The sequence below is a fragment of the Halobacterium jilantaiense genome (genome assembly GCF_900110535.1).
Lineage (GTDB): Archaea > Halobacteriota > Halobacteria > Halobacteriales > Halobacteriaceae > Halobacterium > Halobacterium jilantaiense.
This window is the reverse complement of sequence record NZ_FOJA01000001.1, coordinates 746,891-760,156: the sequence shown is the minus strand read 5'-3', so window position 1 is coordinate 760,156 and position 13,266 is coordinate 746,891. Positions and strand designations below refer to the sequence as shown.

Below are 13,266 nucleotides of genomic sequence, written 5' to 3'. Positions count from 1 at the left end.
TCTCTCATGCGACTCCGCAGACTCCTCGCTGGTGCCGCCGCCGGCGTCGCCGCTACGGCGGGCGCGAACCGCCTCCTCCGAGCCCGAGTCGGCGACCTCGACCCCGCCCTCGACGGCGACCAGGGGACGTACCACTGGCGCGGCTTCGACATCGCCTACACCGAGGCGGGCGACCCCGAGCACCCGGACGTGGTGCTCCTGCACGGCGTGAACGCCGCCGCGTCCAGCCGCGAGTTCGGCGAGGTGTTCGACGCGCTCGCCGAGGACTACCACGTGCTCGCGCCCGACCTCCCCGGGTTCGGCCGCAGCGACCGACCGCCGGTCGCGTACACGTCGAAGCTCTACGAGCAGTTCGTCGCCGACTTCGTCACCGATACGGCCGAGGACGCGGTCGTCGTCGCGTCCTCCCTGACCGGGTCGTGGGCCGCGATGGCCGCCGACGAGGCCGACCTCTCGGGACTCGTGCTCGTCTGCCCGACCGCCGACACCGGACAGCGCCGGCCGGTGGTGCGTCGCCTGCTCCGGACGCCGGTCGTCGGCTCCGGGCTGTTCAACGCGCTCACCAGCCGGCGCGGCCTCGAGTGGTTCAACGACCGCGACGCCTTCTACCGAACCGAGAACGTCCCCGAGGGCCTCGTGGACTACCAGTACACCACGAGCCACCAGCCCGGCGCGCGGTTCGCGCCCGCGTCCTTCGCCGGCAGCTTCCTCGACCCGAACGTCGACCTCGCGGACACGCTCGCCGGCGTCGACGCCCCCGTCACGCTCGTCTGGGGCCGAGAGGCGAAAATCACACCGCTGTCGGAGGGCCACGACCTCGCGGACGACGCGGACGTTCGGCTGGTCGTCCTCGACGACACCAGCCTGCTCCCGCACGCAGAACAGCCCGACTCCTTCCTCGAAGCGGTGCGCGACGAGCTACCGGCGCTCGAACGTCACTAGGCGCTCGCCGGTCGTCTCCGTCTCGCCGACACTCGCGGTGACCTCGGTCCCGATGTCGACCTCGCCGGGGTCTGCACGCACCTGCCCGGTGAGCCGCACCGCACCGAAGTCCACCACGGCGACGACGTAGGGCGCGTCGTCGGCGAACGCCGGCGTCGCCACGTGGAGCGTCGAACACGAGTCGACGGTCCCCGTCTCGGGCAGCGGCGTCTCCGCGAGGTCGCGGTCGCCGCACTGCGGGCACGCCAGCCGCGGCGGCAGGCTGCCGTGACCCTCGCTGCACTCCAGGTAGTAGCCGTCGCCGGCCGCGAGCGCGTCCACGAAGTCGTCGTAGCCGGCGTCCCGCACGTCCTCGCTCATGCTCCCACCTCCTCGTCGTCGACGGCTTCGAGCACGTGGACCACCGCGCTCGCGACCGTCCCACCGGCGTTGTGCGCGACAGCCGTGGACGCGTCGGCGACGTGCTCGCTGTTCACGTGGTCGCCCCGCAGCAGCTTCGTCAGCTCGGCGACCTGACTGGTGCCGGTCGCACCGACGGGGTGCCCCTTCGCTTTCAGGCCGCCCGAGAGATTCACCGGGAGGTCGCCGTCGCGGGTCGTGACACCCTCGCGGGCGGCCGTGACCCCCTCGCCGTGCTCGAAGAAGCCCAGGGACTCGGTCGCCAACACCTCCGCGATGGTGAAGCAGTCGTGGACTTCCGCCAGGTCTACGTCGCCCGGCGAGACGCCGGCGTCCGCGTACGCCTCCTCGGCGGCGTCGGTCGCGGCCGGAGAGGTCGCCATGTCGTCGCGGTCCTGGAGCGCCATGTTGTCGCCGCCCTGGCCCGTGCCCGTGACCGCCACGTCGGCGTCGACGTCGTGCTCGGCCGCGTACGCCTCGCTGACGAGAACGACCGCGCTCGCGCCGTCGGTGACGGGACAGGCGTCGTAGAGGTGCAGCGGTTCGGCCACCGGCGGCGAATCGAGGGCGTCCTCGACGGTAATCTCGCGCTGGTACTGGGCGTGGTCGTTGCCCAGCGCGTTCGCGTGGTTCTTCACCGCGATATGCGCGAGGTCCTCCCGGGAGCCGCCGAACGCCTCGAAGTACGCCGACGCCATCAGCGCGTACGCGCCGGGGAACGTCATCCCCGCCCGCACCTCGTAGAGGTCGTCGGCCGCGATGGCCAGCGCCTCCGTCGACTCCGCGGTGCTGAGGTTGTTCATGCGCTCGCTACCGCCGACCACGACCACGTCGGCCTCCCCGTTCCGGACGTCCCGGACGGCCTGCCGGAGCGCCACGCCGCTGGACGCGCACGCCGACTCGTAGCGCGTCGCCGGCACGTCGAGCCCCAGTGCTTCGGCCGCCAGCGGCCCCTGGTGGCCCTGGTGTTCGCTCAGCTCTCCCATGAAGTTCCCGTAGTGGACGGCCTCGACGTCCTCGCGGTCGACTCCCGCGTCGTCGAGCGCGGCGAGTCCCGCCTCCGCGAACAAGTCGCGGCTCGTCCGCTCCGGGTGGACGCCGAAGTGCGTCAGCCCCACGCCGGCCACGCGTGCATCTGTCATGTACGTCCGTACTGCAAGTGGGTTCAAAAGGTGTGCGGAACCGGGGACCAAGTCGCGGACTCGCCGCGGGCTACATCCCCATGTCCGACGCGGCCTCGGGCACCGGGAGGTCGTGCTCGCTCACGCCGAGCAGTTCGGCGGCGTGGTCGAGCGCCATGTCGAAGCCGTAGTAGCGCTCCAGCTCGTCGCCGTCCGCGGACGGCCGCACCTTCAGCATCGCGTACCCCTCGACGTTCTGCGCGACCGCCGCGGTCCCCGTGTCGCTGGAGAACTCCAGGACGCGTTCCGTCTCCGTCTCGTAGTACCGGGCAGTGATACCGTCGGCCTCGGCGGTCTCCTCGGTCATCGGCGGGAGTTCGGCCGGCGCGGGCAAAAACGCGGCGGCTCTGCCCGCGGGAACGTATATATCACCCACCGCCGAAAGCCACGACATGACCCCGGGGCCTGCACCGAATGGCTGACGTCGTCTTCTGGGCGCTGGTCGCCGTCGCCACCGCGACCAGCCTCGGGACGGCGTGGACGCTCGGCGCGAACAGCAACTCGCCGCCGTTCGCCCCCGCAATCGGCGCGAACGCCGTGTCGACGATGCGGGCGGCGTTCCTCATCGGGATTCTCGCCGCCGCGGGCGCGCTCACACAGGGCGGCGCAATCTCCGAGACGGTCGGTGCCGGACTCGTCGACGGCGTCGACATCACGTCGCTGGCGGCGACGGCCGGGCTGCTCACCGCGACCAGCTTCATGGCGTTCGGCATCTACACCGGCTACCCCGTGCCCGCGGCGTTCGCCACTACGGGCGCGATGGTCGGCGTCGGCCGCTCGCTCGGGGGCGATCCCGCCATCGGCACCTACCAGCGCATCGCCGTCTTCTGGGCGCTCGTCCCGCCGGTCTCCGGCGGGCTCGCGTACGCAACGGCGTCGCTGCTGCGCCGCGACGACGTGCCCGAGACAGTCTCGATTCCGCTGCTCGCCGCGCTCGTCGCGGGCGTCGTCGCGAACGTCCGGCTGAGCGTGCTGCCGTCGCCGCCCGGCGCGAGCCAGGGCTCGCTCGCGGGCGCAGTCGCGCGAACCGTCGACACGCCGAGCGTGGCTGGTGTCGACGCCGCTGCCGTTGCGGTGTCTCTGGTGTTCGCGGCGCTCGGATTCCAGTTCATCCGAGCGCGAACCAAGCAGTCCGTCGAGGGCGGCGTGAAGACGTTCCTGCTCGTGCTCGGGAGCATCGTCGCGTTCTCCAGCGGCGGCAGCCAGGTGGGACTGGCGACCGGTCCCCTCGAGAACCTCTACAGCGCCGAACTCGAACTCCCGAGCCTCGTCCTGCTCGCGCTCGGCGCGGCCGGCATCCTCGGCGGCGCGTGGATGGGTGCCCCCCGCCTTCTCCAGGCGACCTCCCGGGAGTACGCGCAACTCGGCGTCCGACGGTCCATCGCAGCCCTCGTCCCGGGGTTCATCATCGCGCAGGCCGCCATCTTCCTCGGCATCCCCATCTCGTTCAACAACATCATCATCTCCGGCGTCATCGGCGGCGGGCTCGCCGGCGGGTCGGCGGGTGTCTCTCGCGGCAAAATCCTCACCACGGTCACGTTCTGGGTCGTGACACTCGTCGGGTCCGTGCTCGTCGGCTTCGGCGCGTACAGGGGGCTCGCTGCGGTCCTCGGCCCGTGACGTTCACCGAACGACCGTGACGGACGTCGGCGACTCGGTCACGACCTTCGTCGCGACCGTCCCAAGCAGGCGTTCGGCCAGCCCGGCGTCCGGGCCGCCGTGGCCCCCCATCACGACGTGGTCGACGTCGTTGGCCTCGACGTACGCGAGAATCGTCTCCGCCGGCTCCCCGGTCTCCACGACGGTCTCCACGGTTCGCCCCTGGCTGGCAGCCCGGTCGCTCGCCCGCGCGACCAGCGAATCCGCGCGTTCCATCGCCGCGGCCTCCCGCTGTTCGTCGCGTTGGAGGACGCCGCCCTCGCTCATCCCGCTGTCCAGCGGCGTCACCACGTTCAACACGGTGACCGGGGCGTCGAACAGCGCCAGCGCCTCCCGGAGCGCCTCGTCGGCTAGCGGCGACCCGTCCAGCGGGACGAGCACCTCGCCCTGACTCATACCGGGCGTTCGCGGCCGACACACAAGTAGCTCCGTGTCGGTGTCAGTTCAGCGTCCCCAACCGCACCGTGCGCCTCCCTGCTGTCCGGCGCACCGACCCAAGCGCTCGTTTGACCCTCCCTGACCGCTTTCTTCTCGGGTGGTGAAGACGTGGTATGGACATCGGGCCTCGGCCGGCAGTCGTACTGAGTGTGGTCGTCCTCGTGGTGCTCGCGGGCTGTCTCTCTGTGGGCGGGACCGGTGGGAGCGACCAGCCGACGACGATTCCGCAGTCCGGAACGCCGACGCCAGTTCAGGACGGCTGTCCGAGCGGGCTGGCGTTCTACGGGCTCGGGAGCCCCGGCGACTACGGCTGGTCGACCGACGAGGTCGCCGTCGGATACACGCTGCCCGCGGACAGCAGCGCCCTCCTCGTCGTGCTCGAAGACGAGACGGTCCTTGGGACGACGAAAGTCAGCAATACGAACCCCGATTACGCGGTTGCGGCGGACGGAGACACGGTCGTTCTCGACGACCCACTGCGGGGCTCACACGAGATTCGCGTCGTCGCCTACGCCGACAGCGACGGCGACGGCGAGTTCGACGCTGGTACGGACGCGCCGTGCCACAGCGACGGCGGCGAACTCGTCATGACCGGCCCGGAAGTCGTCGACTTCGACGAACTCGCGTCGTAGCTAAAGGAGTCAACGAGAGTTTATCAGGCGGTAGTCCCGTTGCTCAGTCCAGCAGTTCGTTCGCGATGGTGTTTCGCAGCACTTCCGAGGTCCCCTCGTAGATTTCGTTGAGCTTCGCGTCGCGGTAGTACCGCTCCACGTCGAAGTCCTTCGTGTAGCCGTAGCCGCCGTGAATCTGGATGCCCTCGTTGGTGACCTCGCGAGAAATCTCGGAGGCGTACAGCTTCGCCTGCGCGGCCTCCTTGATGAAGCGCTCGCCGCGCATCTTCTTGTCCGCCGCCTTGTGCATCAGCAGTTCGGCCGACTCGACTTTCGTGTCCATGTCGGCGAGCTTGTGCTGGATGGTCTGGAAGTCGCTGATGGGCTGGTCGAACTGCTCGCGGTCCTGGGCGTACTCCAGGGAGTCCTCCAGCGCCGCTCGCGCCAGCCCGATGGAGCGCGCCGCGATGGTGATGCGGCCACCGTTCAGCGTCTCCAGCGCGTGCCGGAAGCCGTCGCCCTCCTCGCCGAGGATGCGGTCCGCGGGAATGCGCATGTCGTCGAAGCGGAGTTCGGCGGTCGGACAGCCCTTGTCGCCGAGCTTCTCCTCGGTGCCCTCGACGATGAAGCCGTCGTCCTCCTCGGGTCGAACGACGAACGACGAGATGCCGCGGTGGCCCGCATCGGGGTCGGTCTTCGCGAACACGGTCACGGTGTTCGCGACGCTCCCGTTCGAAATCCAGAGCTTGTCGCCGTTCAGGACGTACTCGTCGCCGTCCCGTTCGGCCGTCGTCTGCATCGACGGCACGTCGGAGCCCGCCTCTGCCTCCGAGAGCGCGAACGCGCCGATGTCGTCACCGCGGTTCAGACCCGCGAGGTACTCCTGTTTCTGATCCTCGTCGCCGTACTCGTACAGCATGTTCCCGGCGAGGCTCGTGTGCGCCGCGACGACGGTGCCGAGCCCGCCGCTGCCGCGAGCAATCTCCTCGAGGGCGCTGGCGTACGCGTGGTAGTCGAGGCCCGCGCCGTCGTACTCCTCGGGGAACGGCATCCCCATCAGGCCGAGTTCGCTCATCTCCTCGACGAGGTCCCACGGGAACTCGTCCTCTTTGTCGATTTCGGCGGCCCGGGGTTTCACTTCCTCGTCGACGAACTCCGCGACCATGTCGGTTATCTGGCTGTGCTCTGCGGAGCGCGTGAAGTCCATGCGTAACGGTTCGTCGGTCAATCCTTTACTGTTCTCATCCCGGCTCCCGCCTCCGGGTCTCGCTGTGCCGGTGCCGGCCCGCTGTCCCGGCCAGCGCCCCAATCCCTTTTGTATTCCCCCACCATAATTGGCGACGAGTAATGGACGGCCGTCAGTCCCAGCCGCCGACAATGTCGGACCGCGAGTGGTGCCACGACGCGGTACAGGACGTCTCCCGGACGTTCGCGCTGACCATCGACGCCCTCGAAGAGCCGATGGCGACGCGCATCTGCGTCGGCTACCTCCTCTGTCGGGTCGCCGACACCGTCGAGGACGCCACGTCGATTCCCCCGGACGAGCAGCGCGTGCTCCTAGAGACCTACGACGCCGTCCTCGACACCGACGACGAGACGACGGTCGACGACTTCGAGACTGCGGTCGCCGAGTACGTCCCGGACGACCCGAACGCCGACTGGCGCGTCGTCGCCGAGGCCCCCCGCGTGGTCGCCGCGTTCGAGAGCCTCGACGAGGACGCCAGAGAGGCTATCCGGCCGACAGTTCGCGAGATGGCGACCGGGATGGCGTCGTTCGTCGAGCGGTACGCGGACGCCGGCGGGCTCCGCATCCAGTCGGCGACCGAACTCGAGGAGTACTGCTGGTACGTCGCGGGCACTGTCGGCGAGCTCGTCACCGAACTGCTCGCCCACGACGCCACGCCCGATGCAGCCGACGCGATGCGGGAGAACGCCCGGTCGTTCGCGTTGCTCCTCCAGCTCGTGAACGTCGCGAAGGACGTGCGCCCGGACTACGAGGAGGAGAACAACGTCTACCTCCCGCAGGCGTGGCTCGACGACCACGGCCTCGACCCCGACGAGGTCGCGGACCCCGAGAACGCCACCCGCGTCGGCTCGGTCGTCGAGCGCGTCACCGACCGCGCCCGAGGCTACGTCGACGGCGCACAGCGCTGGCTGGAGGTGATGCCGACCAGCCAGGGGAACACGCTCGCCGCGTGGACCGTCCCGTTCCTACTCGCGGTCGGGACGATGCGCGAACTCGGCGACCGCCCGCAAGACGTGGTCCGCGAGGGCGACGTCAAAGTCGATAGAGAGGAAGTTCACGCCGTGCTCGCGCTCGTCGCCGGCGACTTCGACCGGAACACTATCGACTCCGCACGCGAACGCATCGCCGCCGGCAAGCTGTCCTGACTAGCGCTCAGTTCTCGCCGTCCATCGCCACTCCGCCAGCAGCGACTGACGAGCCACCGGCTGTGAAGGTTCAAAAACGAGGGCGGGACCAGGGCGGCCCGTGACCTGAAACGCTGACGCGGGCGACGCCGTGGCGGGAGTACAGCACACTCGCCCGCGAGGACCGTGCTGTCTGCTCGAAACCGAGGGCCGCGCTACTCGTACTCGTAGAAGCCCTCGCCGGTCTTCTTCCCGAGGTCGCCGGCGTCGACCTTCCGCTTGAGGAGGTAGGCGGGCTTGTAGCGGTCGCCCAGCTCCTCGTGGAGGGTCTGGCTGGCGTCCAGACAGATGTCGAGGCCGATGTGGTCGGCGAGCTCCAGGGGCCCCATCGGGACGTTCGTGCCGAGTTTCATCCCCTTGTCGAGGTCCTCCTTCGTCGCGACGCCCTCGTCGAAGGCGCGGATGCCCTCGTTGATCCACGGCATCAGCACGCGGTTCGTGACGAACCCGGGTTTGTCGTCGGACTCCCACGTCTCCTTGCCGAGCGCCTCGGCGAACTCGTGGGCGAACGAGGCCACGTCCGCGTCGGTCTTCTCGCCGACGACGACTTCGACGCCAGTCATGATGGGGACGGGGTTCATGAAGTGGAGGCCGACGACCTGCCGTTCGCGGTCGGTCACCGACGCGATGGTCGTGATGGAGAGCGTGGACGTGTTCGTCGCGAGCACGACGTCCTCGGGGACCGTGTCGTCGAGGTCCGCGAAGATGTCCTGTTTGACGTCCATGTCTTCGAGGGCGGCCTCGACGACCACGTCGCAGTCCGCGAGGTCCGAGAGCTCCGTCGTCCCCTCGATGCGGTCGACGACGGCGTCCGCCTCGTCCTCGCTCAGTTCGTCCTTGGCGACGAAGCGCTCCAGTGAGGACTCGATGCTGTCGAAGCCGGACTCCACGTAGTCCTCCTCGATGTCGCGCATCACGACATCGTAGCCTTCTGTCGCGGCGACCTGCGCGATGCCAGCGCCCATCGTGCCGGCACCGACGACGCCGACGGTCTCGATGTCTGCGAGGTCTCGCATACCCGACGCTGGGACGGGCCGGAACCTAAGGGTGCCGGAAACGTGGAAACACTGAAGCCGCTCCGGTCGCACCATTCACGCAACCGTGGCACCCGATGACGCCCAGGACGCGCTCCGCGAGCTCCAGTTCGTCGGCCCCGAGACAGCCGGCGTGCTGGCGGCCGCAAACGTGACCCGCGAGGACGTGACGGGCAAACGCGTCTCCCACGCGCAGCTCGTCGAGTACGGCGTCAACCCCGGCGTGGCGGCGCGCATCCGACGCGAGCACTCCCTGCAGTGGTCGTTCGAGGGCGGTGAGGACCTCGATCAGCGCGCCGAGCAGGTGCGGGGCCTCGAGGACGACGAGCGCCAGTGGGTCGCCGCGAGCTACGGCGACGACGCCGAGGCCGACGGGAGCGGGGACGCGACGGCCGAGGAAGCCGACTGGCAGGCCGCCGCAGCCGCCGGCGGTGGGGAGCCCGCGGCGGCCGAGCCGCCGGGTCGGACCGACGACACGGAGGAGGAGGACGGAGAGGCGGCGTGGCGCGAGGATTCGTGGCCGAACGGTCGCGTGGACGAGTCCTTCGAGCGCGAGGAAGCGGCGTGGCGGGAGGCGTCCGAACCGACGCCCGTGACGGCTCTCGACGCCGTCGATGCGGACGCGGCGGCGATGCTCAGCCGGGCAGGCATCACGTCGGTGCGGAGCCTCGCGACCGCCCACGTCGACCAGGTCGCTGACTCCCTGGGCGTGTCAAGCGACCGTGTTCGGGCGCTCCGGGACGCCGCCCGCGAACACGCCCAGTAGTTTACTCGGTTTGTAGTCAAAACGCCCGAAAGAACGGGGCTGCGACCCGAGCAGAGGGTTAGACTCTTATCCCTCTCCGTTGCAGTTTGAGGTGATGCGACCCTTCGAGGACTCACCGATCTCTCGCGACGGGAAGGTACTGATTCTCGCGTACGACCACGGCCTCGAACACGGCCCGGTCGACTTCGAGGCGGTGCCCGAGACCAAGGACCCGGAAGCGGTCTGGGACGTCGCGACCCACGACGCCGTGTCCGCGATGGCCGTCCAGAAGGGCATCGCGGAGGCGTACTACCCCTCCTACGAGGACGACGTGAACCTCCTCGCGAAGCTCAACGGCACGTCGAACCTCTGGATGGGCGAGCCGGACTCGGCCGTGAACTGGACGGTCGACTACGCCGCCGAAGTCGGAGCCGACGCGGTCGGGTTCACGATGTACGGCGGGTCGAACAGCGAGGTCGAGATGGCCGAAGAGTTCCGGGACGCTCAGGAGACCGCTCGCGAGCACGACCTGCCCGTGGTGATGTGGTCGTACCCGCGCGGTCAGGGACTGAAAAACGACAAGAAGCCCGACACCATCGCGTACGCGGCACGGCAGGCGCTCGAACTCGGGGCCGACATCGCGAAGGTGAAGTATCCGGGTAGCAGCGAGGACATGGCCCACGCCGTCGACATGGCGGGCCCGACCGAGGTCGTGATGTCCGGCGGGTCGAAGACGAGCGACCGCGACTTCCTGGAGACAGTGAAAGGTGCCATCGACGCCGGCGCTACGGGGCTCGCCGTGGGCCGGAACGTCTGGCAGCGCGAGAACCCGGCGGCGTTCCTCGACGGCCTCGAGGCCGTCATCTACGAGGAGACCAGCGTCGAGGAGGCGCTGTCCCGCATCTGATGGCGGACGTCGTCGACCGAGTCTTCGACACCGTCGCGGACGCGGCCCCCGAGATTCGAGCGGGGCTCCCGGAGCGCCGCGCGAAGCGCGACGACGAGAACGTCTCCGGGGACACCCAGTTGGAGGCGGACGTGTGGGCCGACGACCTGCTGTTCGACCGCACGGACGCCATCGAGGGCGTGAACTGGTACGCGAGCGAGGAGCGGGACGCCGTCGTGACCGTCGGGGACGCCGACGAGGGATACGCGGTGGCGCTGGACCCCCTCGACGGCTCCTCGAACGTGAAGTCGAACAACCCCTGCGGGACCGTCGTCGGCGTCTACGACCAGCCGCTGCCGGCTCCGGGGTCGAGTCTCGTCGCCGCCGGGTTCGTGCTGTACGGTCCGACGACGACGATGGTAGTCGCGCGGAACGACGAGGTCCGCGAGTACCTCGTGGACGACGACGGCCGCACCGACCTCGGGCTGGTCGAACTGCCGGCGGACCCGACCGTCTACGGTTTCGGTGGCCGCGTCCCCGAGTGGAGCGAGGACTTCGAGGCGTTCGTCCGGAACGTCGAGGACGACCTCAAGCTCCGGTACGGCGGCGCGATGATAGCGGACGTGAATCAGGTGCTCGTCTACGGTGGCGCGTTCGGCTACCCGGGGCTGTCGTCCGCGCCCGACGGGAAGCTGCGCGCGCACTTCGAGTCGATGCCGATGGCGTACGTCGTGGAGGCGGCTGGCGGGTCGTCCTCGGACGGCAGCGGGTCGCTGCTGGACCTGGAGCCGACGCGGCTCCACGAACGCACGCCGACGTTCGTCGGCAACGACGCGGTCATCGAGGACCTGGAGGCGGCGCTACCGGACTGACTAAGCGCCCGCAGCCCCTCCCGTCGAGTATGTGTGGCCGGTACGCGCTGTTCTCCGACCCCGAGGCGGTCGCCGCCGAGTTCGGGCTCGGCGACGCCGACTTCGAGCCGACGTACAACGCCGCGCCGAGCCAGGACCTCCCCGTGATTCTGGACGACGCGCCGGAGCGGCTGTCGAGTGCTCGCTGGGGGCTGGTGCCGGAGTGGTCCGACGGCCCCCGGGCCGACCCCGACCCAATCAACGCCCGCGCGGAGTCACTGACCGAGAAGCGCCACTTCAGCGAGGCGTACGAGCAGCGGCGCTGTCTGGTGCCGGTCGACGGGTTCTACGAGTGGGTGGCGGACGCTGACGGGAAGACGCCGTACTTCGTGTCCCGGGCGGACGACCGCCCGTTCCTGCTCGCCGGGATCTGGGAGACGTGGACGCCCGAGCAGACACAGACGGGTCTCGGCGAGTTCGGGGACGGGGGCGGGCCGACGCGGGAGGCCGAGACGGTGCGGTCGTTCACTATCGTGACGACGGAGCCAAACGACTTCCTCGCGGACTACCACCACCGGATGGCGGTGCCACTGGACCGCGAGCAGGGCGAGCAGTGGTTGACGGCCGAGGACCCGGGAGACCTGCTGACCCCCCGCGAGTTCGGCTTCGAGGCGTGGCCGGTCTCGCCGGCGGTCAACGACCCGTCGAACGACCACTCGGGGCTCGTGGAGCCAGTCCCGTAATCTCGGAATCGACCGAACGCACTTGGCGAGCGCCGGTGAAGCTCCAGACACGCATGACCGGCATCGAGTACGCGGACTTCGTCGACGACGGCTACGAGCCCCGGGACACGGACCTCGTCTGTCAGTTCGTGCTCGACCCGGGTGAGGGAATGAGCATGGTCGACGCCGCCGGCCGGGTGGCCTCGGAGAGTTCGAACGGGACGTGGGCGGCGCTGAACGTCCCCGACCGCGTCACCGAACTGTCGGCGACGGCCTTCGACATCGGCGACGGCGAGGTGACGGTGGCGTACCCGGGAGACCTCTTCGAGGCGGGCAACATGCCCCAGATTCTGTCCTGCATCGCGGGCAACATCATGGGGATGAAGGCGGTCGACTCCATCCGGCTGGTCGACTGCGAGTGGCCCGAGGAGCTGGCGACGTCGTTCCCCGGCCCGCAGTACGGCAGCGACGTGAAGACCGAGATTCTGGACGCCGAGGGCCGTCCGGCGACGGCGACGGTGCCGAAGCCGAAGGTCGGGCTCTCCACCGAGCAGCACGCGCAGGTCGGCTACGACGCGTGGGTCGGCGGGGTCGACCTGCTGAAGGACGACGAGAACCTCACGAACCAGTCGTTCAATCGCTTCGAGGACCGCGTCAAGCAGTCCTTCGAGATGCGGGACCGCGCCGAGGACGAGACCGGCGACCGGAAGGACTACCTCGTGAACATCACGGCGGACACGGAGACGATGCTCGACCGCCTCGAACTGGTCGCCGAGCAGGGCGGCGGGTTCGTGATGGTCGACGTGATTACCTGCGGGTGGTCCGCGGTCCAGACCGTCCGCGAGCACGCCGCGGACCACGGGCTGGCGATTCACGCACACAGAGCGATGCACGCGGCGTTCGACCGGCTGGACCACCACGGCGTCTCGATGCGCGTGCTCGCGCAGGTCGCACGGCTCACGGGCGTCGACCACATCCACACCGGAACGGCGGGCCTCGGGAAACTGGAGAACGAGGACACGCCCGGCATCAACGAGTGGCTCAGCGGCGACCTCTACGGGCTCAGCGACGTGCTGCCGGTGGCGTCCGGCGGCCTGCACCCGGGGACCGTCGCGCCGCTGCTGGACGCGCTCGGACAGGACATTATCGTGCAAGTCGGCGGCGGTATCCACGGCCACCCGGACGGGACCGAGGCGGGCGCTCGCGCGCTCCAGCAGGCAATCGACGCCTATCAGGACGGGGTCGACGCAGCGACGTACGCTGAGGACCACCCCGAGCTGGCGACGGCGCTGGAGAAGTGGGGCACCGGGTCGCCGCGCTGAGCGAGCCCGCGGCTGGGACGAATCGAGTGGCCCGGGCGCAGAATGT

15 protein-coding genes are annotated in these 13,266 nt (G+C 69.6%); 9 read left to right on the top strand and 6 right to left on the bottom strand.

What is annotated here, in order from left to right; genetic code table 11:
• The first annotated feature begins 6 nt into the window (after positions 1–6).
• A complete protein-coding gene (locus BMW35_RS03980) occupies positions 7–942 on the top strand; it encodes an alpha/beta fold hydrolase (RefSeq protein ID WP_089668098.1) in 936 nt (311 codons plus the stop codon).
• Here the strand turns inward: BMW35_RS03980 and BMW35_RS03975 are convergent.
• From BMW35_RS03975 to BMW35_RS03965, 3 genes are all read right to left on the bottom strand, one after another.
• Entirely contained in the window at positions 919–1,302 is a 384-nt protein-coding gene (locus tag BMW35_RS03975; protein ID WP_089668097.1) for a Zn-ribbon domain-containing OB-fold protein, read from the bottom strand. The genes BMW35_RS03980 and BMW35_RS03975 overlap by 24 nt on opposite strands.
• Entirely contained in the window at positions 1,299–2,483 is a 1,185-nt protein-coding gene (locus BMW35_RS03970; protein ID WP_089668096.1) for a thiolase domain-containing protein, read from the bottom strand. The genes BMW35_RS03975 and BMW35_RS03970 overlap by 4 nt, the downstream gene beginning before the upstream one ends.
• A gap of 70 nt (positions 2,484–2,553) precedes the next feature.
• A complete protein-coding gene (locus tag BMW35_RS03965; RefSeq protein WP_089668095.1) occupies positions 2,554–2,829 on the bottom strand; it encodes a DUF7111 family protein in 276 nt (91 codons plus the stop codon).
• Positions 2,830–2,936: 107 nt separating this feature from the next.
• Between BMW35_RS03965 and BMW35_RS03960 the strand changes: the two genes are divergently transcribed.
• Complete coding sequence (locus tag BMW35_RS03960; protein ID WP_089668094.1) at positions 2,937–4,142, top strand: inorganic phosphate transporter; 1,206 nt, start codon at positions 2,937–2,939, stop codon at positions 4,140–4,142.
• A gap of 3 nt (positions 4,143–4,145) precedes the next feature.
• Here BMW35_RS03960 and BMW35_RS03955 read toward each other — a convergent pair whose 3' ends face one another.
• Complete coding sequence (locus BMW35_RS03955) at positions 4,146–4,577, bottom strand: universal stress protein (RefSeq protein ID WP_089668093.1); 432 nt, start codon at positions 4,575–4,577, stop codon at positions 4,146–4,148.
• Positions 4,578–4,732: 155 nt separating this feature from the next.
• Between BMW35_RS03955 and BMW35_RS03950 the strand changes: the two genes are divergently transcribed.
• Entirely contained in the window at positions 4,733–5,251 is a 519-nt protein-coding gene (locus tag BMW35_RS03950) for a hypothetical protein (RefSeq protein ID WP_089668092.1), read from the top strand.
• Positions 5,252–5,294: 43 nt separating this feature from the next.
• Here the strand turns inward: BMW35_RS03950 and BMW35_RS03945 are convergent, their stop codons facing one another.
• Positions 5,295–6,437, bottom strand: a complete 1,143-nt coding sequence (locus BMW35_RS03945; protein ID WP_089668091.1) for an acyl-CoA dehydrogenase — start codon at positions 6,435–6,437, stop codon at positions 5,295–5,297.
• Between the two features lie 140 nt (positions 6,438–6,577).
• On the opposite strand from BMW35_RS03945, the gene BMW35_RS03940 reads away from it, so the two are divergent.
• Entirely contained in the window at positions 6,578–7,621 is a 1,044-nt protein-coding gene (locus tag BMW35_RS03940; protein WP_089668090.1) for a phytoene/squalene synthase family protein, read from the top strand.
• Positions 7,622–7,815: 194 nt separating this feature from the next.
• Here BMW35_RS03940 and BMW35_RS03935 read toward each other — a convergent pair whose 3' ends face one another.
• Complete coding sequence (locus BMW35_RS03935) at positions 7,816–8,676, bottom strand: 3-hydroxyacyl-CoA dehydrogenase family protein (RefSeq protein ID WP_089668089.1); 861 nt, start codon at positions 8,674–8,676, stop codon at positions 7,816–7,818.
• Between the two features lie 85 nt (positions 8,677–8,761).
• On the opposite strand from BMW35_RS03935, the gene BMW35_RS03930 reads away from it, so the two are divergent.
• The 5 genes from BMW35_RS03930 (at position 8,762) to rbcL (ending at position 13,220) form a co-directional block, all read left to right on the top strand.
• Entirely contained in the window at positions 8,762–9,460 is a 699-nt protein-coding gene (locus BMW35_RS03930) for a DUF7409 domain-containing protein (RefSeq protein WP_245708132.1), read from the top strand.
• 94 nt (positions 9,461–9,554) lie between these two features.
• Positions 9,555–10,346, top strand: a complete 792-nt coding sequence (locus BMW35_RS03925; protein ID WP_089668088.1) for a class I fructose-bisphosphate aldolase — start codon at positions 9,555–9,557, stop codon at positions 10,344–10,346.
• A complete protein-coding gene (locus BMW35_RS03920; RefSeq protein WP_089668087.1) occupies positions 10,346–11,197 on the top strand; it encodes a class 1 fructose-bisphosphatase in 852 nt (283 codons plus the stop codon). The genes BMW35_RS03925 and BMW35_RS03920 overlap by 1 nt, the downstream gene beginning before the upstream one ends.
• A 29-nt stretch (positions 11,198–11,226) precedes the next feature.
• Positions 11,227–11,919, top strand: a complete 693-nt coding sequence (locus BMW35_RS03915) for an SOS response-associated peptidase (protein ID WP_089668086.1) — start codon at positions 11,227–11,229, stop codon at positions 11,917–11,919.
• Between the two features lie 53 nt (positions 11,920–11,972).
• On the top strand, positions 11,973–13,220 hold the full coding sequence (gene rbcL, locus BMW35_RS03910) for a type III ribulose-bisphosphate carboxylase (protein WP_089670343.1): 1,248 nt from the start codon (positions 11,973–11,975) through the stop codon (positions 13,218–13,220).
• The last annotated feature ends 46 nt before the right edge of the window (positions 13,221–13,266 follow it).